Raw genomic sequence first — 22985 nt, forward strand, 5'->3', positions numbered from 1 at the left:
TTCTTTAAAGAATAAATGGGTAAAAATAAACTGGCAAGATTTGCCGAAAACAAAACACTTCCTAACGTTTTTCAGCCTACACGGGATGAGGCACTCAATAATTTTCATTTAAAAGGTAAATGGAGAAGCGAAGTCTTTAAGAACCACAACCCGATCGTTTTAGAGCTTGGTTGTGGGAAAGGAGAGTATTCTGTAGGTTTGGCAAAAGCATTCCCTGAGAAAAATTTTATCGGAATTGATATTAAAGGTGCCCGTTTTTGGTTCGGCGCTAAAGAAGCTGTTGAGAATAATCTGAATAATGCAGCATTTTTAAGAACTCAAATAGAACTTGTTGATTGCTTTTTCGATCATGATGAGGTGGATGAAATATGGATTACTTTTCCCGATCCGCAAATCAAATACCGCAGAACAAAGCACAGAATGACGCATCCCGATTTCCTGGAACGCTACAAAAAAATCTTAAAGAAGGATGGAATCATGCACCTGAAAACCGATTCCGAATTTCTGCATGGCTATACTTTGGGTTTGCTTCAGGGAGCAGGACACGAAATTATTTCAGCACACCACGATATTTACGGAGCGCCGGAATATGAACCGGGAACTCCGCTTTTAAGGGAAATAAAAACATACTATGAAGGTTTGTTTTCCGCAAAAGGAAAAACGATTACCTATATTAAATTCAGAATTAAATAAATACAAGAAACACCAGTCCCGTTCGTACATGAAAAAAACATTTTTTGCCGTAGCTTTTCTGACTCTGATGTCAGTTTCTGCACAGAAAAAAAATAATAACATTTTAGAAAGCTCCAATATTACCGAAATTGAGAATTTTCTGAAAAGCTCACATCCAGATGATCCCAGAAGAATAGTTTTGAAATCAAAACTCATTGCCCTTAAAAATTCGTCGTGGATGAAAAGCGGACAAAACCCCTACAAGACGGCAAAACCCGTAATTCTTGAAATTCCGAAAACCGTGGTTAAACAACAAAATAACGACGAGACCGAGGAATTTAAAAGACTAATCACATTGTCATCCACCGCCCATAAAGAAAAAACGGTAAAGTTACTTAACCAGCTTTTTGACAACGATATCACTTCAAAGGAAGCTATTCTGCTCGTTCAAAATAATTCCGACTGCAATATGATTGTAAGAATTCAGGGAGCGGAATTTTATAATCTGGCTGTCCCAGCTCACGGTGAAAACTCGTTGGTGGTAAAGAAAGGGGATTATCAACTGTTAAGCAATGTTTGTGACGCAAAGTATTCTTCCTTAAAAAATATTGGGAAAAACATGTTGGTGATTTTAAATAATCCCGTTGTTTCAAATTCGCCCAACAGTTATGTACAGAAAAACAATCCTGCCGCTTGGCAGAAATAAATTAACCAAATTCCTCTACATAAAAAAAGGTTCAGAAAATTTTCTGAGCCTTTTTCAGTGAAGTATAAAATTGGAGTCTTTTACTGTACCTGTTCGGTCTTTTAGATTATCGATCAGGTTCCGAACGTTAAATTTAGCGTTGCATAACGTCAAATTTGGGGTTCGGTATATGTATTTTAGGGTTTGGAACGTATAATTTCCCGGTCGATAACGCCATCTTTTACGTTGTTTAAAGATTAAGAGGTATTTTTAACGTACATCGCTAAAAGCAAAAACCGTCTCAAAACTTTTGAGACGGTTTCCTATTATTTTTGAAATATCCTAGAGGATTATTCCGCTGCGTTGTCGAAATCAGCATCTGCATCAGCAGTTACTTTTTCTCCTTCTTCTTTAGATTTTTCTTTGTCTGCCTTTCTTTGAGAAAGCCCTTCCTTAATCGAATCAGATACCACGCTCAAAATCATGTCGATTGATTTTGAAGCATCGTCGTTCCCTGGAATTACGTAATCTACTTTTCTTGGGTCAGAGTTGGTATCAACGATTGCGAAAACTGGGATTCCCAATTTTTTAGCCTCAGTTACCGCGATGTGCTCGCTCATGATATCCACTACGAAAAGTGCTGAAGGAAGACGTACCATGTCTGCGATTGAACCTAAGTTTTTCTCCAAGTTAGCTCTTTGACGGTCAACTTGTAGTCTTTCCTTTTTAGATAAAGTTTCGAAAGTTCCGTCCTTCTTCATTTTATCAATGTGGTTCATTTTCTTAACCGCTTTACGGATGGTAACGAAATTCGTCAACATTCCACCCGGCCATCTTTCAGTAATATAAGGCATGTTCAGTTCTGAAGCGTGTTTTGCAACTACTTCTTTCGCTTGTTTCTTAGTTGCTACGAAAAGAACTTTTTTACCTGCAGAAGTGATTTTTTCCAAAGCGTTACAAGCTTCGTCCAATTTCACTGCTGTTTTATGTAAATCTACGATGTGAATACCGTTTTTCTCCATAAAAATGTATGGAGCCATATTTGGATTCCACTTTCTGGTCATGTGACCGAAGTGTACACCTGCCTCTAAAAGGTCTTTAACATTTGCTTTAGCCATGTTTCTTTTTTGTTTTTAGTTTACGTTCCGCTTTTTGCAATCAACTTTTCTTTAGATGGGAGAAAAGTTTGGATGCTAAACTAAACGGGGCAATTTTGTTAATGCTTTCAGCTTTCGGCAATTTGCTTTCAGCTTGAGCGTAATAATTTAAAAATTTTTGAATAATATTTGTAAAGCCAACAGCTGTTTGCTGAAAGCCGATTGCAAATATTAACGTTTCGAGAATTGGAATCTCTTTCTTGCTTTTTTCTGTCCTGGTTTCTTTCTTTCCACCATTCTAGCGTCTCTTGTAAGCAATCCGTGAGGTTTCAACAACCCTCTGAATTCTTCGTTGATATCGCACAATGCTCTGGAAAGTCCCATTCTGATTGCTTCAGCCTGACCTGTAATTCCACCACCGAAAACGTTCACTGTTACGTCGTACTGACCTACAGTTTCAGTTAGCAAAAATGGCTGGTTGATTTTGTACACCAACACGTCAGTTCCGAAGTACTCTTTAGAGTCTTTTTTGTTTATCGTGATGTTTCCAGAACCTGGTCTCACGTAAACTCTTGCTACAGAAGTTTTTCTTCTTCCGATTTTGTGAACTATTGACATATTAATTATTTGAATTCGTTAATATTAATTACTTTTGGCTGTTGAGCTTCATGTTTGTGTTCAGTTCCTTCATATAAATAAAGGTTTTTGAACAATGTAGATCCCAATCTGTTTTTCGGAAGCATTCCTTTCACAGATTTTTCCAATACTTTCAAAGAATCTTTTTTCTGAAGTTCAAGAGCAGTCATTGACTTTTGACCACCTGGATAACCAGTATGCCAAATGTAAGTTTTGTCGGCCCACTTGTTTCCGGAAAGGGTAACTTTCCCAGCATTCAAAACGATTACGTTGTCTCCACAATCTGCGTGAGGCGTAAAATTCGTCTTGTGCTTTCCTCTCAAAATCTTTGCAACCTTGGAAGCAAGTCTTCCTAAAGGTTGTCCTTCAGCGTCTACCACAACCCATTCTTTATTAGCGGTAGCTTTGTTAGCTGAAACGGTTTTGTAACTTAATGTATTCACACTTTATCGTTTACGGTTAAACATAATTTTCCCTTTAAGGGTGTGCAAAGGTATGGATTTTTTTTAAACCTAGAAAATTGTTTTGATTTTATTTTCGAAGCGACTTCGATGTTCTGAAACTCGCAATCAAATAATACGCAACAAAAACGGTTGAAAATTTGATGACCGATGGAACAACTTGTTCAAAATCAAAAATCAACAATCCTACCGCAACCAAAACTGCCATCGCTAAAAAGGAAATCAAAAATTTTTGCGGCAAAGAGAATTTCTCATTATCTAAAAAATAAGCAATTCCCCAAGCTGAACCGAAGGAAAGTCCGTAGTACAAATCAAGTTTCCAGCCTTGGCTTCCCAAAAGAAAATAATTCAGTAAAAAACTGATGGCTGTTCCTAATAGTAAATAGATGATTGCGCGTTGCATTATTGTATTGTTTCTGCAAAAATACTCTTTTCCGTCAATGTCATATAGTCAAATTTCAGCCAAATTTTTAATACTTCTACAAGAATCCTTATCTTTGAAAAATCCACAAAAATTTCAATTTTCTTTATGGAAACCTCAAAATACGAACCTAAAAACAAAGTAAGAATCGTAACTGCGGCATCGCTTTTCGACGGTCACGATGCCGCAATCAATATTATGCGCCGCGTCATCCAAGGAACAGGTTGCGAAGTGATACATCTCGGTCACGATAAATCTGCGGAAGAAGTCGTAAATACGGCAATTCAGGAAGATGCGAATGCGATTGCCTTAACCTCTTATCAAGGTGGACACAACGAATATTTCAAGTATATTTATGACCTTTTGCGTGAAAAAGGCGCTTCACAAATCAAAATTTTTGGCGGCGGAGGCGGTGTAATTTTGCCGGAAGAAATCAAAGATTTAATGAATTACGGAATTGATCGAATTTATTCTCCGGACGATGGTCGCGAACTTGGTTTGCAGGGAATGATTGATGATTTGGTGAAAAAATCCGATTTCGCAACGGGAGAAAATGTTACTGTTGAAAGTTTAGATAAAATCAAATTTGAAGATTCAAAATCCATCGCAGAAGTGATTTCAGCAGTGGAAAATTTTTCTGATGAAAAACCAGATTTGGTAAACGCGATCGATGAAAAAGCAAATGGTTCAATGATTCCCATTATAGGAATCACGGGAACTGGAGGTGCAGGAAAATCTTCATTGACCGATGAATTAGTTCGTAGATTTTTGCGTTCAAATCCAGATAAAAAAATTGCCATTATTTCCGTCGATCCTTCCAAAAAGAAAACGGGAGGCGCACTTTTAGGCGACAGAATTCGTATGAATTCCATCAACGATTCTCGTGTGTATATGCGTTCTATGGCGACACGTGAGAACAATGTTTCGGTTTCGCCTTACATTCATTCCGCCATTAATATTTTAAAAATTGCAAAACCCGATGTGATTATTTTAGAAACTTCGGGAATTGGACAGTCCGGTTCGGAAATAACTGAAATTGCCGATGTTTCGATGTATGTAATGACGCCGGAATACGGTGCCTCCACGCAATTGGAAAAAATTGATATGTTGGATTATGCCGATTTAATCGCTTTAAATAAATCAGACAAACGCGGTGCTTTGGACGCACTTCAAGCCGTGAGAAAACAGTATCAAAGAAATCACTTGTTTTTTGATAAAACTTTGGAAGAAATGCCGGTTTTTTCCACAAAAGCAAATCAGTTCAACGATTGGGGAACTACGGAACTGTATAATTCGCTGATTAAAAAAGTTAATGAAGTTATTCGGAAATCACGCTTCGACTCCGCTCAGCGTGATAATAAGAACGATCTCATCCTGAGCGAGGTCGAAGGATATTTTAACGAATATGTAGAACACAATGTTCAGGAAGAATCCACGATTATTCCGCCGAAAAGAGTTCGTTACCTTTCTGAAATTGTAGAAAATAATAAACAATATGACAAACAAGTTGAAGAACAGGCTTTAGTTGCTAAAAAAATGTATCTCATCGACGGAGCAAAAGCGCTAATTACCGATGACGAACATACGCACGACAAACTTGAAAAAGTTTTCATCAAAGCAAAAAAAGAACTTTCTGAGGAAAATGTTTTTTTCCTGCAAGGTTGGCATAAATTCAAGGAGGAAATGAAAGAAGAAACTTTCACTTACCTCGTTCGTGGAAAGGAAATTAAAGTGGATACAAAATCCGAATCGCTTTCAGGATTGAAAATTCCAAAAATTTCTTTGCCGAGATTTCAGGATTGGGGCGACCTTATCCGTTGGAAAGGACAGGAAAATGTTCCCGGACAATTTCCTTACACCGCCGGAATTTACCCTTTTAAAAGAACTGGAGAAGATCCCACGAGAATGTTCGCCGGAGAAGGCGGTCCAGAAAGAACAAACCGAAGATTCCATTATGTTTCTGCAGAAATGCCTGCGAAAAGACTTTCTACGGCTTTTGATTCCGTGACTTTATACGGACAAGATCCAGCTTTTCCGCCCGATATTTATGGAAAAATTGGAAATGCGGGAGTTTCCATCGCGACTTTGGATGATGCGAAAAAACTCTATTCCGGTTTTGATTTGATTAATGCAATGACTTCGGTCTCGATGACGATTAATGGTCCCGCTCCGATGTTGTTGGCATTTTTTATGAATGCCGCAATCGACCAAAACTGTGAAAAATACATCGAAGAAAATAATCTTTGGGATAAAGTTGAACAAAAACTCAAAGAAAAATTTGATGATAAAGGTTTGAAAAGACCTTCCTATAATGGTGAATTACCGCCTTCCAATAATGCTTTAGGATTAAAATTATTAGGAATTACCGGTGATGAAATTTTAGATGTGGAAACTTACGCCAAAATAAAGGCTGAAACCATTGCAACGGTTCGTGGAACGGTTCAAGCCGATATTTTGAAGGAAGACCAAGCGCAAAATACCTGTATTTTCTCTACGGAATTTGCCTTGAGATTAATGGGCGATGTTCAGGAATATTTCATCAAAGAAAAAGTTCGGAATTTCTATTCGGTTTCTATTTCCGGTTATCACATTGCAGAAGCAGGAGCCAATCCAATTTCGCAACTCGCGTTCACACTTGCCAATGGTTTTACTTATGTGGAATATTATTTGAGCCGTGGAATGAATATCAACGATTTTGCTCCGAATTTATCCTTCTTTTTCTCCAACGGAATTGATCCGGAATACGCCGTAATTGGTCGTGTTGCTCGTAGAATTTGGGCAAAAGCGATGAAGGAAAAATACCACGCCAACGAAAGAAGTCAGATGTTAAAATACCACATCCAAACTTCCGGACGCTCGCTTCACGCACAGGAAATTGATTTCAACGATATCAGAACCACACTTCAAGCGTTGTATGCGATTTATGATAACTGTAACTCGCTTCACACGAATGCGTACGATGAGGCCATTACAACTCCAACCGAAGAATCCGTTCGTAGAGCAATGGCGATTCAGTTGATCATCAACAAAGAACTCGGTTTAGCGAAAAATGAAAATCCGTTACAAGGTTCTTTCATTATTGAAGAATTAACAGATTTGGTGGAAGAAGCAGTCTATGCGGAATTTGACCGAATTACAGAAAGAGGCGGCGTGCTTGGAGCGATGGAAACGATGTATCAACGCTCGAAAATCCAAGAAGAATCCATGCATTACGAATGGCTGAAACACACCGGAGAATACCCAATCATTGGCGTGAATACTTTCCTTGGAAAAGATGGGTCGCCAACGATTTTACCGAGAGAAGTGATTCGTTCTACCGAAGAAGAAAAGCAATTGCAGATTTCCAATTTGGAAAATTTCCAGAAATCCCACGCCGACAAATCGGGTGAAATGTTGGAAAAGTTACAGAAAGCCGCCATCAATCAGGAAAATTTATTTGAAGTGATGATGGAAGCCGGAAAATATTGTTCACTCGGACAGATTACCAATGCGCTGTTTGAAGTGGGCGGAAAGTATCGCCGTAACATGTAATTTTGAATTTCGAATTATAGAATTTAATTACGATAAAATCTCCAGAAAATTTTCTGGAGATTTTTCTGCCAAAGATCATATTTCTTCTTTGTAACAATGTCGGAATAATTTTTATCTTTAACGATTAAGAAAAAATGATTTTATGAAAAAATTTAGTTTAATTTTTGCCTTATTAATTACAGGTTTTACCTTTTCACAAAACAGAATCGAAGATTTCCAAGTAACTTTACCCGAAACAAAAGTTCCGAACAGCCTCTACAAAACCTTGAAACTTGTTGATGCCAGAATTGACTCTACCAACATGGGAATTGTACAGAAAGGCGCATTCAACGCAAAAGCGAAAGTTGTTCCTACAGTTTCTTTGCGCAAACAATTGCAGAGCGTGTTGGATGCCCAAAACGGAACTGATGCCCAAAATGGTGAAATGCTCCTATATTTAAAACAATTTTCGTTTGCAGAAGTAACGGGCGCAGTTAGCGAGAAAGGTTATTGCTACGTTCAAGGTTTTCTTTTTGGAAAAAATGCCGACGGAACATACAGTTCGCTTGATAAAATTGATCAGGTTATTTTACATTCATCATTGGATGTAACGAAAGCGACGATGAAGAAAGGCAGCGAAATGATTTCCAACTTCATCGCAAAAAACGCGACCAAAACTCCGGCTACAGCAGATAAATATACTTATGCCGAAATTAAAAATTATGACCAGATTGTAAAGGGGAAATATCCACTTTATGCGAACAGCACTTTAACCGACGGACTTTACACCGGATTTGAAAGTTTCAGAAACCAAATTCCTGCGTCGGAAACTTTTACAAGCGTGAAATTCGGTCCGGATAACAGCAAAATTGTAAAAATATATACCAACCAAACCGGAAAAGATAAAGAAATACAAAAAGATCAATATTATGCATTGATTGATAAAGGCATACCGTACATTTATTCGGATTTGGACAATGGTTTTCTTAAAATGAATCGGGGTGAGGGAAATGAGTTGTATTATCAGGCAAGAGCAAAAGCGACTGCAAAAACAGGAAATGTGGTTATGGCGAGTGCATTTTTTGGAATTATTGGCGGCTTGATTGCTTCTGACGCAAGTGCAAAATTTGACATGAAACTAGATTACCTGAATGGTGCCCCAATACCAATAAGAGAGGTGAAAAAATAAAATAAACAGAAAATCTTCCGAAAATTCGGGAGATTTTTTTGCTAATAATTATCTTTGACAAATCAAAACACAAATATGATTTTCAACAGAGTTTTCTTGCTTTTAATCCCAATTTTCATTATTTCCTGCAAATCCGAGGCAGAAAAAATTTCAGAAAGAAACTTAATTATAGATTCCACGATCATCGCTTTCCAAAAAAAATTATTGAAAACAGAGATTAATTCGGTTTTTGAGAAAAATCATTTTAACGGAAGCATTTCGGTCTTTCAAAATGGTGAAAAATTGTATGAAAAGGAAAACGGTTTCGAAAATTTTAAGACAAAATCCAAAATCGACAGCAATTCGGTTTTTGCGATTGGTTCGCTGTCGAAGCAATTTACAGCGGTTTTAGTTTTGCTTCAAGAAGAGCAGGGGAAATTGAAAATTAACGATAAGGTTTCAAAGTATTTGGTTGAATTTCAGCCGAAAGAATTTGAAAATATCACGATTCAACAACTGTTAAATCATACTTCCGGATTGAACGATTTCGGAAGCGGCTTGCATTCAAAGCCTGGAAAAGAATTCAATTATTCCAATAAAGGTTTCCGGAACTTAGGGGAGTTGGTCGAGAAAGTTTCAGGGAAATCTTACGATGAAAATGCCAAAGAACTTTTTGCAAAAGCGGGAATGAAAAATTCTTCCACCCCAAATTTATTTCAGGGAAAGGATTTTGCAGGGGCGTACACAGGAAATTCCAATAATTTTCAGAAGATAGAAAACATGCCGAAACGACTTGCTGACAAAGAGATTTCAGTTGCTGCAGGTGGAATTTTATCCACCGTTCCCGATCTTCACCGATGGAATGATGCGCTTTACAACGGCAGAATTCTAAAACCCGAATCACTTCAAAAATTCATGGAAAAATCTTCCGGTAGAAATCATCCGATTTTAGGAAAAATGGGTTACGGTTTTGGAATTATGATGAATCCGCAAAAACCGGTCGCGTATTTTCATACAGGTTACGTGAAAGGTTCGCCGTCGCTGAATATTTACTATCCCGAAACCAAAACTTCCGTAATTATTTTGTCCAATATTGCCGATGAAAGCAAAGGAAAAGATGCGATTTTCATCCCACACAAAGAAGTGAAAAAATTAACGGATGCGATTGAAAGTTCGGTCGCTGAATTGAGGAAAGAGATGATTAAGATTTGATGCAGATTGTTGCAAAGTTGCAGTTGATGCATATTGGTGCAAAGTTGCAATTGGTCTTTTTTTGCAGTAAATGTTTCTATAAATGAAAAATTCAATAGGAATGGGCTTTAGCCCATTTGGAAAATAAATTCATGCATCGTGGCTTTAGCCAAAATTTATTCACTAAAAACTCATTCATATTTGCCCGCCAAAGTTTCTCGCAATCCTTTTAAATAATCTGGAAATCTTTCTTTTGTAGTTCGATTTTCAAAGCCTGGAATGAATGCGTTTTCTGTAAGTAGCTGCTCATTCGATTTTGACTCGCGGATTGCCTTCATCATAAAATCATTGCTCGCTGCAAGAAACTCCGACATTTCTTTCAAATTCGATTTGTTTCCCACCGTCAATTCAGGTTTGTTGGCATGACCAAAAATAAACAGCGTGTCATCATCAAATTTTTCCTGAATTTTTCCTAAAACTTTTATCCAATTGAAAGAATCGGCTCCGTCTGAAGTTCGATACACAGGAATCATGTTGATGAACATTAAATCTCCGACATGAACCACGTTATCATTTTCAAAGTGATACACCACATCACCAAAAGTATGTCCGTTTCCGAAATGATAAGCTGTGATTTTTTCATTTCCCAAATTGATTTTGTACTCTTTTTCAAACAAAATATTGGCGTAAAGTTGCTCATTCAACTTGTTGCTTTTTTCTGCAGCTTTTCTTTGAAGTTCGGGAACTCTTTGATGCGCGACGATTTTGTTCGTTAAATCTTTAAAAGAAATATTTCCCGAAGTATGATCTCCGTGATGATGGGTGTTGCAAAGAAATTCAATCGGTTTGCCTTTAGCAGAAATTCCATCCAAAACAGGTTTTATAGTGTCGGGAAACTGAGAATCCACAATTATAAAACCATCTTTCGTCTCCAAAATACCTACCGTTCCTCCACGGTTCGTAAACCGGAAAACATTTCCTCGTACTCTTTCTAAATTTCCTGTACTTAAATTTAAGGGCTCAAAAACACTTCTATTAATAGGTTTTGTAGTTTTACAACTTAGGAAAGTCGGCATCAAAGCCAATCCTAAACCTGCGGAAAATGTGGTGGCAAGAAAATCTTTGCGGTTCATCTTGAGTAATTTGATCTAAAAATAGGAAAAAAAATTTAAAAGGTTCTACAAAAAAATCCGACACATTTCTGCATCGGACTGATTATCAATTATAAAAAATTTATTTTTTGTTGAAATCTCCTGCATAAACCGAAGTCAATTTATCCAAACTCAAATACTTGCGAAGTGCCGCATTAACTTCCTCTAATTTCAAGGCTTCAATTTTTGCATTCAAAGCATCGTATTCATCGAGAGAAACGCCGTATTGCAATTTCTTGTTTACAATATTAATGAGCGTGTTGTCCATTCCCAACATGGTTTTCTGAATATTGGCGTAACTTTTTTTGTTGGTCACCAATTCTTCAGCAGTGAAACCGTCTTTCAAAGCTTTTGCAACTTCTTCTTTTACGGCTTTTTCCACCGCGTCACGTTTTGTAGGATTTAATAAGGCGTAATATCCCCAATTTGCCACATCATTGGAAACGGGAACATCAATGAATGAGCCGACTCCGTAACTGATTCCTTCCTTCTCACGCAATCTCATCGGAAGTCTTGCAGAAAGAAAACCACCACTTCCCAAAATTTCATTGGCTAAAAGTAGCGCGGGATAATCTGCACTTTTTTGATCCATCTTGAAACTTTCCACCCCTAAAGCCATCGCATTTTCTTTATCGGGAGTCAGAAAGATTTTATCTGCTTTTTTGGTCTCAAAATAGGTAGGTTTAATTTCGGAGTATTTCGATTTAGAATTAAACTTCCCGAAAGTACTTTCGATAGAGGCTGCGGCAATTTTCGGATCCACGTTTCCTATCACCGTTCCCACGCCATTGTTTGCACCCAAAATGTTTTCGTAATAATTGACGATCTGGTCTCTAGTAATTTTTTTGTTGTTATCAATCTGTTCCTGTAACGAAGCGGTATAAAAAACGCTTTCTTTTGGATAAGGTGAAGAAAATCTTTCGAGCTCGTTTTGAGCGATTGCTTGCGGATCTTTCAATTGTCCCTCCAAATAGGTGTTTTGTTCAGCTACCTTATTGGTGATTTCATTTTGTGGGAATATGGAATTGGCCATCATATCCTTTAAAATATCCATCACTTCCTGATAAGAATTTTTGTAGGTGTTTAGAGAAATGTATAGATTTTGTCCATTAATTCTTGTGTCGATGCTCGATTTCAGTTGATCCAAACGATCCTGAATCTGTTCCTTGGTTTTCGTTTTGGTTCCTGCATTCAACAATTGTGCGGTTAAATTTCCGATGGCGTTTTTGCCTGCCAAATCTTTTTCGTTTCCTGCCAATAATTTAAAGTTCGCCATTACTTTATCGCCCTTGATTTCCTTGTTGATCAAGCCATATTTCATGCCGTTGGAAAGTTTTCCTTCCGTTAAATTTTTCTTCAAATTGGCGATTGTTGCTTCGAAAGGTGCGGCTTCTTTTTCTAATGCTTTTCCTTTGTAGTTATCGGTTAATGAAGCGATTTGTGAAGGCGAATATTCAGCAGGTTTTACTCGGTTTTCATTGGCGGATGGAACAAAAACCCCAATCGTTCTGTTGTTGCTTCTGAAATATTTTTCGGCCACCCTTTTAATATCGGCAAGCGAAAGATTTTCTACATTGTCACGGTAAAGAAAGGCGAGTTTGTAATTTCCTGCACCAATGATTTCGGTTAAAGAAATGGCGTATCGAATGGTGTTGTTTCTAATGTCGTCAATTTGTTTCAGCAGTTTAGACTTTGCTCTTGCCAAATCTTGTTCGTTATAATTGAGGGTTGAAATTCTATCCAGTTCAGCCTTAACTAAATTTTTAGTTACCTCTAAATCTTTGTCTTTTGGAACATCGAAATTGAAATACATCAAACCTGCATCCCGAACCTGCGGCGAATACGCCCACAAACTTGAAACTTTCTGTGTTTCCACTAAATTTTTATAGAGGTATCCAGAAGGATTTGCCGTTAAAATTTCACTCAAAGCATCTAAAGCGGCGTAATCTTTATCGGCAAAAGCTGCGGTGTGATAAGCAGCGGCAACGAGTTTGCTTTCTCCGCTACGTTTCAGTTCAACTGTTTTTTCGCCGTCTTGAGCAGGTTCTACAGTGTAAGTTCCGCCCAATTCTCGTGTAGGTTTTGGAAGGGTTGCGAAATAGTCTGAAATATATTTCAACGCATTATTTTCATCAAATTTTCCTGCAATAATTAAGGTTGCGTTATCAGGTTGATAATATTTTTCGTAGAACTTTCTTAAGGTCGTTGCCTTTACACGCTCGATGTCTTCTTTACTTCCAATGGTTGAATTTCCGTAATTGTGCCACATATAAGCAGTGGAGAACACTTTCTCCATCAATACGCCGTTTGGATCATTTTCGCCGATTTCAAATTCATTTCTTACCACAGAAAATTCTTTGTCGAGGTCGCTTTGCAGAATAGTCGCATTAATCATTCTGTCCGCTTCCATTTGGATTGCCCATTTCAGGTTTTCGTCGTTCGAGGGAAAAATTTCATAGTAATTGGTTCGGTCGTACCAAGTCGTTCCGTTTGCAGCACCGCCTTTGTCGGTCAATTGTTTTTTAATGTCGCCTAAGCTTTTAGTTGACTTAAAAAGCATGTGTTCAAGCAAATGCGCCATTCCTTTTTCACCGTAACCTTCGTCTTTCGAGCCTACGTTGTACACAATGTTTACGATCATGTTACTTTGCGACGCATCGGGAATCAGCAAAACTTTCATGCCGTTGTTGAGGGAATATTCCTTAATTCCTTCCACGTTTCCGATGAATTTTGGGGTTTCTGCTTTTTGGGCACTTAGATTTAGGGAAAAACCTAAACTTAATCCAACCAAAGCAGTGAGGAAAAATTTTCTCATGTCTTTGAAATTTATATTATTGAAGATTTATGATTATCAGCTGCTCAAAGTTATACAAAGTGCGGTAATTGGAAAAAGTTTTTCCTTACATTTAACTAAAATTAAGAAAGTAGAAGATTATGAAAATTACCTCTCAAATTATAATTTTAAGTACCGATTCCTTATTTTTACCAAATGCAAACCGAAAAAATTATTTTGGGAATCGATCCGGGAACCACGATTATGGGTTTCGGAATCATTTCTGTGAAGGGAAGTAAAATGGAAATGATTTCCATTCATGAATTGATTTTAAAGAAATATCCCAATCACGAAACGAAACTGAAATATATTTTCGAAAAAACGTTAGCATTAATCGACGAATTTCATCCCGATGAGGTTGCTTTAGAAGCACCTTTCTTTGGAAAAAACGTACAATCGATGTTGAAGTTGGGGAGAGCGCAAGGTGTTGCCATGGCTGCATCGCTTCACAGAAATATTCCGATTACCGAATATTCCCCAAAAAAAGTGAAAATGGCCATCACCGGAAACGGAAATGCAAGCAAAGAACAGGTTGCCGGAATGCTGCAAAATCTTTTAAGTCTAAAGGAATTTCCCACAAAATATCTCGACGCGTCCGATGGTTTAGCGGTTGCGGTTTGTCATCATTTCAATTCGGGAAGTGCGATAACCGAGAAAAACTATACAGGTTGGGCGAGTTTTCTGAAACAGAATCCCGAAAGGTTAAAATAAAGGCAATCAATTTGTTTTCAGTGCTTTAAATTGTAATTGAATTTTACAAAAATTTTACAACCAATTTACTTGGCATTGCCCAATACTATCTGTAACATTGTTGCGTTTTAATGTACCAATTAAATGATTTGAGATTTGAGGTTTCAACAAATAAACTTTTTAAAAAAATGAAAGCACAAAAAATAAATCCAACCATTGTGAACCACAGGATGAATTGGTTTCAAAAATTCCTCCTAGTTTGTTCAGGTGGCAACATCCATATTTTAAGAAAAACACCAAGCGAATGGAACAAGTTCGCCGGAATTGGCGGAATCATTTTGTTCACTGCGGTTTTTGCGACGCTCTCTGCTGGTTATGCGATGTTCACCGTTTTCGATGATATTTGGATTTCGGTAGGATTTTCAATTCTTTGGGGTTTGATGATTTTTAATCTTGACCGATATATTGTTTCTTCCATCAAGAAAACAGGAACGTGGTGGAATCAAGTTTTAATGGCGATTCCACGATTGATTTTGGCGGCGTTTTTAGGAATAATCATTTCCAAACCTTTGGAGCTGAAAATTTTTGAGAAAGAAGTCAACAAGCAATTGAACACCATTATCCAGAGAAATAAAACCCAACTTCAAGCTGAAATGAACGGGAGAATCCTGCAACAGTCAGGACCTTTTGAAACCGAGAAAAAACAGATTCAGGCTAAAGTTGCAGAGTATCAAAAAGCTTATGATTCTGCTTCGGTTGAGTTAGAGAAGGAAATTCTGGGGAAACAGTCTGGTTTAACTTCCGGGAAAGTAGGTTTCGGTTCCAACGCGAAAAGAAAATCCGAACTGAAGGAACAACGCCGACAAGATTTAGAAAATTATCAAAAACAAATTGCTCCTCGTTTAGAATATTTAGACCAAGAAATCTCAAAAGTTTACACCAATATCGAAACGGAAAGAAACAAAACAGAAACTTTTGAAGACAAATTCAACGGATTTGCGGCAAGACTTCAAGCCTTGGACGAACTTGGAAAAAACTCAGCAATCATCGGAATTGCGGCAACATTTATCATGGGGCTTTTTATCTGTCTTGAAATTTCACCAGTCTTGGTAAAACTAATTTCATCGGTGGGTCCTTACGATTATCTTTTAGACAAAACCGAAAACGATTTCCGACTTTACGCCAAAGAAAAAATCGAAAAAGGAAATGTTGGAACAGATTGGCGAATCGAAGATTTTAAGGAAAATCTTAAAAAGGAATAACGGGTAACAAAAGGGTTACCTGATTTTCACCAAAACCTTTCCTTTGGCTCGTCCGCTTTCCAAATAATTCATCGCTTCATTGGTTTCATTGAAAGGAAAAACTTTGTCGATGACCGGTTTAATTTTACCTTCTTCGATGATGCTTGTGATTTCTTCCAACTGTTTTCTGCTCGAATGCATTAATAAAAAAGAATAATCAACTTGGCGTTTCCTGGCTTCCTTGATCACTTTTGCGCTCCTCATTTTGATGACAAATTTCACCAACCAATTCACTCCAGAATCTATGGCAAATTGTTCATCTGGAACCACAGAAATTGAAATAATTTTTCCGCCGGGTTTTAGAATTTTCATCGATTTTAAAAGTGTTTCCTCGTCTTGAGTATTCAAAACCAAATCGTAATCTTTTAGTAGGTCTTCGAAGTTTTGGGTTTTGTAGTCAATCAAAATATCGGCTCCGAGGTGCTGAAGCATTTCAAAACTTTTTGGACTTGCGGTTGTTGCGACTTCCGCTCCCAAATATTTCGCCAACTGAATTGCAAATGTTCCCACTCCACCGGAACCTGCCTGAATGAAAACTTTCTGTCCTTTTTTCAATCCCGCTCTTTCATAAATTTGCCAAACCGTTAAACCAACCAAAGGAATCGAGGCGGCTTCTTCCAATGACAAATTTTTCGGTTTTGAAGCCAATTCGTCTTCGCCAACTGCAATGAATTCAGCTAAAGTTCCAATTCCTGAGTTTTTATCTGGTCGAAGATAAACCTCATCTCCAACTTTAAAATGTTTCACATTTTTGCCAATTTTCGAAACAATCCCGGAACCGTCATTCCCCAAAATTAAAGGAAACTTCATTGGTAAAACCATTTTCAGGTCGCCGTGTTTAATTTTAAAATCGATGGGATTGAGACTTGCGTAATGCATTTCCACCAAAACCTGGTCAGCGGAAATGTCGGGAATCGGCAAATCGCCGAATTTTAAAGGTGAGGTTTTGTCGTATTTGGTGATGTAGAATGATTTCAAATTGACTTTATTGATAATTAAATGTAGTGAATTTTTTGTTAAATAAATTTTAAAACCATTTATAAAGACGAAAAAACGATATTATAACTTTAAATTTGTAGTAATTAAATTCAAAAAAAATATGAACACGCATAACGTAAAAGCCTTCGGAACGGAAGCAATAGATGCAGATTTAAAAGAAATGACCATCGCAAGACGCGAAGTTCAGCCGAAAGATGTAGAAATAGATATTCTGTATTGTGGCGTTTGTCACAGCGATTTACACACCGCAAGAAACGATTGGGGCGGAACAAAATATCCCGCAGTTCCCGGTCACGAGATCATCGGAAGAATTACGAAAGTTGGTTCGGAAGTGACGAAATTTAAAGTCGGAGATTTAGCTGGAGTCGGTTGTTTGGTGGATTCTTGCAGAACTTGCGACAGTTGCAAACAGGATTTGGAGCAATATTGCCTGAACGGCTCAACCGGAACTTACAACAGCAAAGACAAATATCTTGAACAGCAAACTTATGGCGGTTATTCCGAAAAAGTAGTGGTTGACCAAGATTTTGTTTTAAGGGTTCCGGAAAATTTAGATTTAAAGGCAGTTGCGCCACTTTTGTGCGCAGGAATCACCACGTATTCTCCTTTAAAACATTGGAAAGTTGGTCCAAATTCCAAAGTTGCAGTTGTTGGTTTGGGCGGACTTGGTCACATGGCGATTAAACTGGCAAAAGGAATGGGAGCGCATGTTTCTCTGTTCTCGAGAACTCCCTCAAAAGAGCAGGAAGCAAAAGACATGGGCGCAGATGAAGTCATTATTTCTACCGATGAAGAGCAAATGAATTCGGTGAAAGGAAAATTCGATGTAATTATCGATACCGTACCTTATGATCACGACATCAATCCTTATATTTTAACTTTAAATATATCGGGAACATTGGTTTTGGTGGGATATATCGGTTCCATGGAGGATATGCTGAAAACCCCTCCAATGATTTTGGGAAGACGTTCCGTTGCGGGTTCGGTGATTGGTGGAATTGCCGAAACTCAGGAAATGCTCGATTTTTGTGGCGAGAAAAATATCCTTCCCGAAGTTGAGATGATCAACATGCAGGACATCAACGACGCTTACGAAAGAATGCTGAAAAGCGATGTGAGATATCGCTTTGTGATCGATATGCAGAGTTTGAAATCATGAGCAATAAGCAATAATTAATAAGTAATAAAATTGCCACGAATTCACTGATTTAATTGCTGTGAATTTGTGGCAATATTTTTTTTATTTGCTTAAAAACGATACTTCACATTTAAACCGCCAAAGAAATAAGCACTTTTTGGACCTGGAGTAATATCCGTTGCAACATTTTGGGGATATTGGGAGTCCGGGTCGTTGTCTCCTACGCTGTTTCCAAGAAAGACAAACGTGTAGTTAATTCTATTGGTCAAATTATTTCCCATGACATAAGCGTCCATTTCAAATTGACCAAACGATTTTTTGTAACCCAATTTTATATTTAACTGATGATATGCTTTCACTTTAGTAGTATTAGCAAAATCGGTATAAATTCTGTCCAAATAATTAAACGTGTTATAGAGATAAAACCCAGAATGTGTAGTGAAATCCAAACCAAGAGATGCTTTGTGTTTAGGAACACCCACTACTTCTTTTCCCGAATAATTTTTTCCGTTGGTTACGAAATTATCATATTTAAAATCATAAAGCGAATAATTGAAGTAAGGTTCAATCTTCTTAAAAAATCCAGAATCGAAATTTTCTACATAACCCAAACTCAATTCTAACCCTTTATTTTTTTGGCTTCCTGTATTTGCCCAATACGTGTAATTTCCACCGGAAAGCTGGGTTAATTTATTGGAAATATTCATGGAAAAGACTGAAACCTGATAATCGAATTTGGTATCTGCAAAAAGTCCGTGTGCAGATAAATCCCACATTTTTGCGTGCTCCGTTTTCAAATCATCATTCGCTTTTCCAGTTCCAGAAACAAAGGCGGTTGCCGCAGTTGGAGCGTTGAATCCTTCACTGTAGCTTACATTCAAGAGGTGAGAACCAAATGATTTCTGCAAAGCAAAATGCGGCGCATAAGTCGGTTTAAAATCTTTTTGAAATGATTGATCCTTATATGAACTCGCCACGGCACCGGGAACCGCAAGCAAATCATTTCGGTTGTAACCCAATGTGTTGTAACTAATTCCTGCAAGAAAAGTCAAATCCCACGGTTCGTAAGTAATTCTGTCCACCGCAAAAATGGAGGTTGCAAAATTGTTGTACTTGAAGTAAGAATTTTTATCCATCGGTCGAACCTCATCGGGAACATTTGGATTGGTTCCAGTGTAACGATAGTTTGAAGTGAGTGCTTTTGTAATCAAATGTTCCGCTCCAACCTCTAGATTATTTCTAAAGTTTTCACCGAGTTTCTTCTCAAAAACAAACGCTGTTCTGAAACCATAAGTTGGTGAAATCGTATTCTCATAAGCTCCTGCAGCTTTTCTGTCAGTTTCAAGGCTTCCGTAAAAAATACTGGTTTTATTCTCCAATTCTGGGAGAATTTTCCACTGATGGGTCACAGAAAAACGGCTGGAAACGAAAATATTTCTCGCATTTCTTCTAGCATAAGCTAAATTCCCATCATCGATTCCGGCGTAATAATCTGCGTAGGAAATCTGTCCCGGAACCCCTTCTCTTGTATTATTGTGAGCGGCATAAACTTCCAAGTTTTGCTTCGAATTGAGTTTGAAGTTGCCCAAAAACGTGTAGTTATTTCTGTTGCTCGTTCCTCTCGGTCTGTAACCTTCACTTTCGAAATGATTGTAATTGAGCATTAAGGAAGAATTTTCAGAAACTGCATCCACTCTCGTCGCCGACTGAAAAGTCTTGAACGATCCACCCATAAAACTTTGGGAAAGCGAGGTTCCTTTTACCGCCTCAGGTTGAATGTAAAATCGTAACGTTCCACCAACTCCACCTCCATAAAGCGTGGATGCAGGACCTTTAATGACATCGATATGATTAATCAAAGTAAAGTCAACGTCTTCCAAATTGGTAACACCGTCTGCATTGGTCAATGGAAAATTATTAAGATACATTTTCACGCCCCAGTTGTTAAATTTCTGATCGTTTCCGTAACCTCGAACCACGATTCTTTGTCCACCAACGGTAGTTCTTTTATCCACTTGAACTCCTGAAAGCGTTCCCAAAGATTGCTCAATGAAATTATTGGTATTTCTGTTCAGTTCGTAACTTGAAAGAATCTCGGTGCTTTGTGCGTGTTTTTTGAATTCGGAACGTTCTTTCTTCACTTTGGTGCGTCCCTGAATTTGCACGGTATCAATAGCCTGTGCTTGATTTTGTGCATAGAAAAATGTTGTTGCCAAAACTGCAACAATGGTTAATGTTTTGTTCATTGAATGAAAAATATTACTGTTAAAATTAAATAATGAATCAACAGTAATTTTCGGGCGGAATATTGAATTTTTGGCAATAACAGTAAGCAAATCTGCGATCAGTTACCGCGATTTTCGACGGAGAAATCTTGAAATTTTTGAGGATACCATTTTGCGCTTCAACTATTTCGCAGCATTGGTTTTGTGGCGCATGTAAAACCACTTTCGGAACTCCCATCTCTGGAATTTCAACAGATTTAAATTTGAGGGTTTCGGAAACAAATTTTTGCACTTTTCTCACCTTGTTTTCATGGGTGTCATTAAAGCAATGATAATAAGTCTTCTCGTTGATTTCCTCTTTTTTGATGACGTCGAACATTTCGTCATTCAGAATAAACTCGTGTTCTTCAAGCCATTTCGCATCAGTTATTTGGGAGCTTTCAAAAACAATCAAGTCTTTATTTTTAAAGTTTTTGTTGATGATATCAACACGGATTTTGTATTTAACATGCGCTCTGAAAGTACTGAGAATAGGCAAGTTAAATATAGAAACCGCAACTAAAACGGTGATTAATAGAAAATAAAGATTCTTGAGTTTCATTAAAAGTAAAGAATCTGTCTCACAATAAAAATTGAGGCGGATTTTTTATTGCAGTTCCAATCTTCAATGTTTTGGAAAAAGAAAAAGTTGTCTTCTTTAGGCAACTTTCTTTCTTAAATTGTGTGCTAATGCGTGCAATCCGAACTCCAATTCTACTTTTTTCAGACCTTTCAGGGTAAACCGCTTAAAATTGTTGCAATGTTTCAGATGTGCAAACACAGGTTCTACTTCAACCGAGCGTTGTCTGCGTTTTTTAATGCCTTCTTGGCTGTTTAATAGTTCCCTGATTTTCTCTTTGTACTGTTCCAGATGATGGTTTCGCTCTACACTGCGATTTTCTTTGGAACTGTGACAAACGCCTCTGATTGGGCATCCATCACAGTTTTTAGCCTGATAATGCGAGAGTTTTTGAGGGTAACCGGTCTTGGTTTTCCGAGTGCTTTCGTGTGTTTTTTCCATCTTTTGACCCATCGCACAGACGTAATAATCTTTTTCCTGATTGTAGTGCAGATTTTCTTTGCTGAATGTTTTGTGTTTCGCCTGATAATGGGCATCCTGCTCTTTGTCGAAGGTGTTGTATTTTACATAAGGTGTAATATTGTTCTGTTCCAGCAATTCATAGTTCTGCTCGCTCCCATAACCTGCATCGGCAGTGAGTTCTTCTAATTCCGCCAATCTTTTTTCCCCATAGAGTTTCTCAAAATTTTTAAGATGATGCTCTAGGGTATTGAAGTCATTGGTCTGCTGATGAATGGTATAATTGACGATGATTTGATTCTCCGTAGAAATTTGTGCATTGTAGGCGGGTTTAAGTTGTCCGTTCTGCATGTGATCATCCTTCATTCTCATAAAAGTGGCGTCTTCATCCGTCTTGCTGTAAGAGTTTCTTTCTTTTAAAATCGCTTCCTGAGCTTCGTATTTATCGAGGTTTTTCTCAAAATTATTTTTAATGTAATTCAGCTTGGCTTTAGCTTTTTTGTCGGAATCGGTCTTGCGGTCGCTGCCTTTCAATTTGGCATTGATATTTTCTACGGTTTGCTGGATCTTTTCTTTGCTGATTTCTTTAAACTCAGGCGGTTCAGGGTCTTTGTCTTCCTCTCTTGCCACGTTTTGAGCGTATTTCCAAAGATCTTCCAATTGGCGGAGCATTTTTTCTTTATTGGTTTTAATGGCATTTGCCCAAACAAAAGTGTAGCGGTTTGCCTGTGCTTCGATTTTCGTTCCATCCACAAAAACCTGTTTCAAACTCACCAAGCCTTCATCTGCCAAAAGCAAAACTACTTGCGAGAAAATATCCTTGAAAGCCGCTTCCAGCTTATTGCTCCGGAAGCGGTTCACGGTATTGTGATCCACAATGCTCATGTTGGAAAGCCACATAAAATTGATATTTTCCCGAAGCGCTTTTTCTATCTTCCGGGAGGAATAAATATTATTCATGTACGCAAAAACCATCACTTTGAGCATCATCCCGGGATGATAACTGGGATTTCCTTCTCTGCTGTAGGCTTTTAGAAGCGGATCTATATTAATTCTCTCCAAAATATCATTGACAATCCGAACAGGGTGATTTTCGGGAATCAATTCCTCAAAACTATAAGGAAACAGCACCAGCTGATTTTGGTTATAATGCTTGAAATTCATAAACAACTATCTGATTATCAATGATAAATATACAAAAATCCTAAATAATAACCAAAAAAATCCGCCTCAGTTGTGAGACGGATTCTAAATAAAATTTATTGCACCGGTTCGTCACCGTTTTTCAGCACATTTTCTACGGGGGTGAATTTGCTGATCACCAATTTTTTCACAGTCTTGGAAGTTCCTTCGGTATAAGAAAGAACCCCACTTTTTGCTGGTGAAATTTCAGTACTTCCAAGAGCTGAACCTGCATCCGGTTGTGGATTTGGATTGGTTGTTCTGGCTGTAACTGTATAAATATTGTTTTTAAGCAATGCGGTCACGGGAATTTTTTCGCCATTCATTTCCAAAGCTGAAAAAGTAGCTTTCTGTTTCAACGTTGATTTGATTCTGATGGTATAAATTTTTCCACGAACGCCTTGAACACCTCCAATCCAATCGGTTTCAGTTGCAGACAATACCGACAGCTTTTGTACAACAGCGGTTTTTTGATTAACCACCGCTGACTCATTCGCTACAGGACTGCAGGAAAGAATCATTGTAGCTGTTGTTATTAAAGCTTTTA

General features: G+C 37.8%; 19 protein-coding genes. 8 read left to right on the top strand and 11 right to left on the bottom strand.

The features are described from left to right. The first annotated feature begins 15 nt into the window (after positions 1–15). The gene (gene trmB / locus J4771_RS11200; RefSeq protein ID WP_224135086.1) at positions 16–693 is read left to right on the top strand and encodes a tRNA (guanosine(46)-N7)-methyltransferase TrmB; all 678 of its coding nucleotides are present in this window, start codon (positions 16–18) and stop codon (positions 691–693) included. 28 nt (positions 694–721) lie between these two features. Further along, entirely contained in the window at positions 722–1378 is a 657-nt protein-coding gene (locus J4771_RS11205) for a DUF6759 domain-containing protein (RefSeq protein WP_224135087.1), read from the top strand. Between the two features lie 329 nt (positions 1379–1707). Here the strand turns inward: J4771_RS11205 and rpsB are convergent, their stop codons facing one another. The 4 genes from rpsB to J4771_RS11225 form a co-directional block, all read right to left on the bottom strand. Further along, a complete protein-coding gene (gene rpsB / locus J4771_RS11210; protein ID WP_224135088.1) occupies positions 1708–2475 on the bottom strand; it encodes a 30S ribosomal protein S2 in 768 nt (255 codons plus the stop codon). 210 nt (positions 2476–2685) lie between these two features. Beyond that, the gene (rpsI, locus tag J4771_RS11215; RefSeq protein ID WP_224135089.1) at positions 2686–3072 is read right to left on the bottom strand and encodes a 30S ribosomal protein S9; all 387 of its coding nucleotides are present in this window, start codon (positions 3070–3072) and stop codon (positions 2686–2688) included. Positions 3073–3077: 5 nt separating this feature from the next. After that, complete coding sequence (rplM, locus tag J4771_RS11220; RefSeq protein WP_224135090.1) at positions 3078–3533, bottom strand: 50S ribosomal protein L13; 456 nt, start codon at positions 3531–3533, stop codon at positions 3078–3080. An 88-nt stretch (positions 3534–3621) separates the two neighbouring features. After that, the gene (locus tag J4771_RS11225; protein WP_224135091.1) at positions 3622–3954 is read right to left on the bottom strand and encodes a hypothetical protein; all 333 of its coding nucleotides are present in this window, start codon (positions 3952–3954) and stop codon (positions 3622–3624) included. A 126-nt stretch (positions 3955–4080) separates the two neighbouring features. Here J4771_RS11225 and J4771_RS11230 point away from each other — a divergent pair, with 126 nt between their 5' ends. From J4771_RS11230 to J4771_RS11240, 3 genes are all read left to right on the top strand, one after another. Beyond that, complete coding sequence (locus J4771_RS11230) at positions 4081–7503, top strand: methylmalonyl-CoA mutase family protein (protein WP_224135092.1); 3423 nt, start codon at positions 4081–4083, stop codon at positions 7501–7503. Positions 7504–7645: 142 nt separating this feature from the next. Continuing rightward, complete coding sequence (locus tag J4771_RS11235) at positions 7646–8671, top strand: hypothetical protein (RefSeq protein WP_224135093.1); 1026 nt, start codon at positions 7646–7648, stop codon at positions 8669–8671. Between the two features lie 75 nt (positions 8672–8746). Continuing rightward, a complete protein-coding gene (locus J4771_RS11240; RefSeq protein WP_224135094.1) occupies positions 8747–9862 on the top strand; it encodes a serine hydrolase domain-containing protein in 1116 nt (371 codons plus the stop codon). Between the two features lie 170 nt (positions 9863–10032). Here the strand turns inward: J4771_RS11240 and J4771_RS11245 are convergent, their stop codons facing one another. Continuing rightward, positions 10033–10974 carry an MBL fold metallo-hydrolase gene (locus J4771_RS11245; RefSeq protein ID WP_224135095.1) on the bottom strand — a complete coding sequence of 314 codons (942 nt, stop codon included), beginning with the start codon at positions 10972–10974 and terminating at the stop codon, positions 10033–10035. A 100-nt stretch (positions 10975–11074) separates the two neighbouring features. Then, a complete protein-coding gene (locus J4771_RS11250; RefSeq protein ID WP_224135096.1) occupies positions 11075–13807 on the bottom strand; it encodes a M16 family metallopeptidase in 2733 nt (910 codons plus the stop codon). Between the two features lie 174 nt (positions 13808–13981). Here J4771_RS11250 and ruvC point away from each other — a divergent pair, with 174 nt between their 5' ends. Then, positions 13982–14536, top strand: a complete 555-nt coding sequence (ruvC, locus tag J4771_RS11255; protein WP_224135097.1) for a crossover junction endodeoxyribonuclease RuvC — start codon at positions 13982–13984, stop codon at positions 14534–14536. Positions 14537–14703: 167 nt separating this feature from the next. Further along, a complete protein-coding gene (locus tag J4771_RS11260; protein ID WP_224135098.1) occupies positions 14704–15777 on the top strand; it encodes a DUF4407 domain-containing protein in 1074 nt (357 codons plus the stop codon). Between the two features lie 15 nt (positions 15778–15792). Here the strand turns inward: J4771_RS11260 and J4771_RS11265 are convergent, their stop codons facing one another. Continuing rightward, a complete protein-coding gene (locus J4771_RS11265) occupies positions 15793–16794 on the bottom strand; it encodes an NADP-dependent oxidoreductase (protein ID WP_224135099.1) in 1002 nt (333 codons plus the stop codon). A 121-nt stretch (positions 16795–16915) separates the two neighbouring features. Between J4771_RS11265 and J4771_RS11270 the strand changes: the two genes are divergently transcribed. Then, positions 16916–17974, top strand: coding sequence for an NAD(P)-dependent alcohol dehydrogenase (locus J4771_RS11270; RefSeq protein WP_224135100.1), 1059 nt, complete (start codon positions 16916–16918; stop codon positions 17972–17974). Positions 17975–18063: 89 nt separating this feature from the next. On the opposite strand, the gene J4771_RS11275 is transcribed toward J4771_RS11270, so the two are convergent. From J4771_RS11275 to J4771_RS11290, 4 genes are all read right to left on the bottom strand, one after another. Beyond that, positions 18064–20199, bottom strand: a complete 2136-nt coding sequence (locus J4771_RS11275; protein WP_224135101.1) for a TonB-dependent receptor — start codon at positions 20197–20199, stop codon at positions 18064–18066. Positions 20200–20236: 37 nt separating this feature from the next. Further along, positions 20237–20779, bottom strand: a complete 543-nt coding sequence (locus J4771_RS11280) for a hypothetical protein (protein ID WP_224135102.1) — start codon at positions 20777–20779, stop codon at positions 20237–20239. Between the two features lie 96 nt (positions 20780–20875). After that, the gene (locus J4771_RS11285; RefSeq protein WP_224134934.1) at positions 20876–22420 is read right to left on the bottom strand and encodes an IS1182 family transposase; all 1545 of its coding nucleotides are present in this window, start codon (positions 22418–22420) and stop codon (positions 20876–20878) included. A 95-nt stretch (positions 22421–22515) separates the two neighbouring features. Next, positions 22516–22959: a hypothetical protein gene (locus J4771_RS11290; protein WP_224135103.1), complete on the bottom strand. Its 444-nt coding sequence runs from the start codon at positions 22957–22959 to the stop codon at positions 22516–22518. Positions 22960–22985: the final 26 nt, after the last annotated feature.

The organism is Candidatus Kaistella beijingensis, from assembly GCF_020084865.1.
GTDB lineage: Bacteria > Bacteroidota > Bacteroidia > Flavobacteriales > Weeksellaceae > Kaistella > Kaistella beijingensis.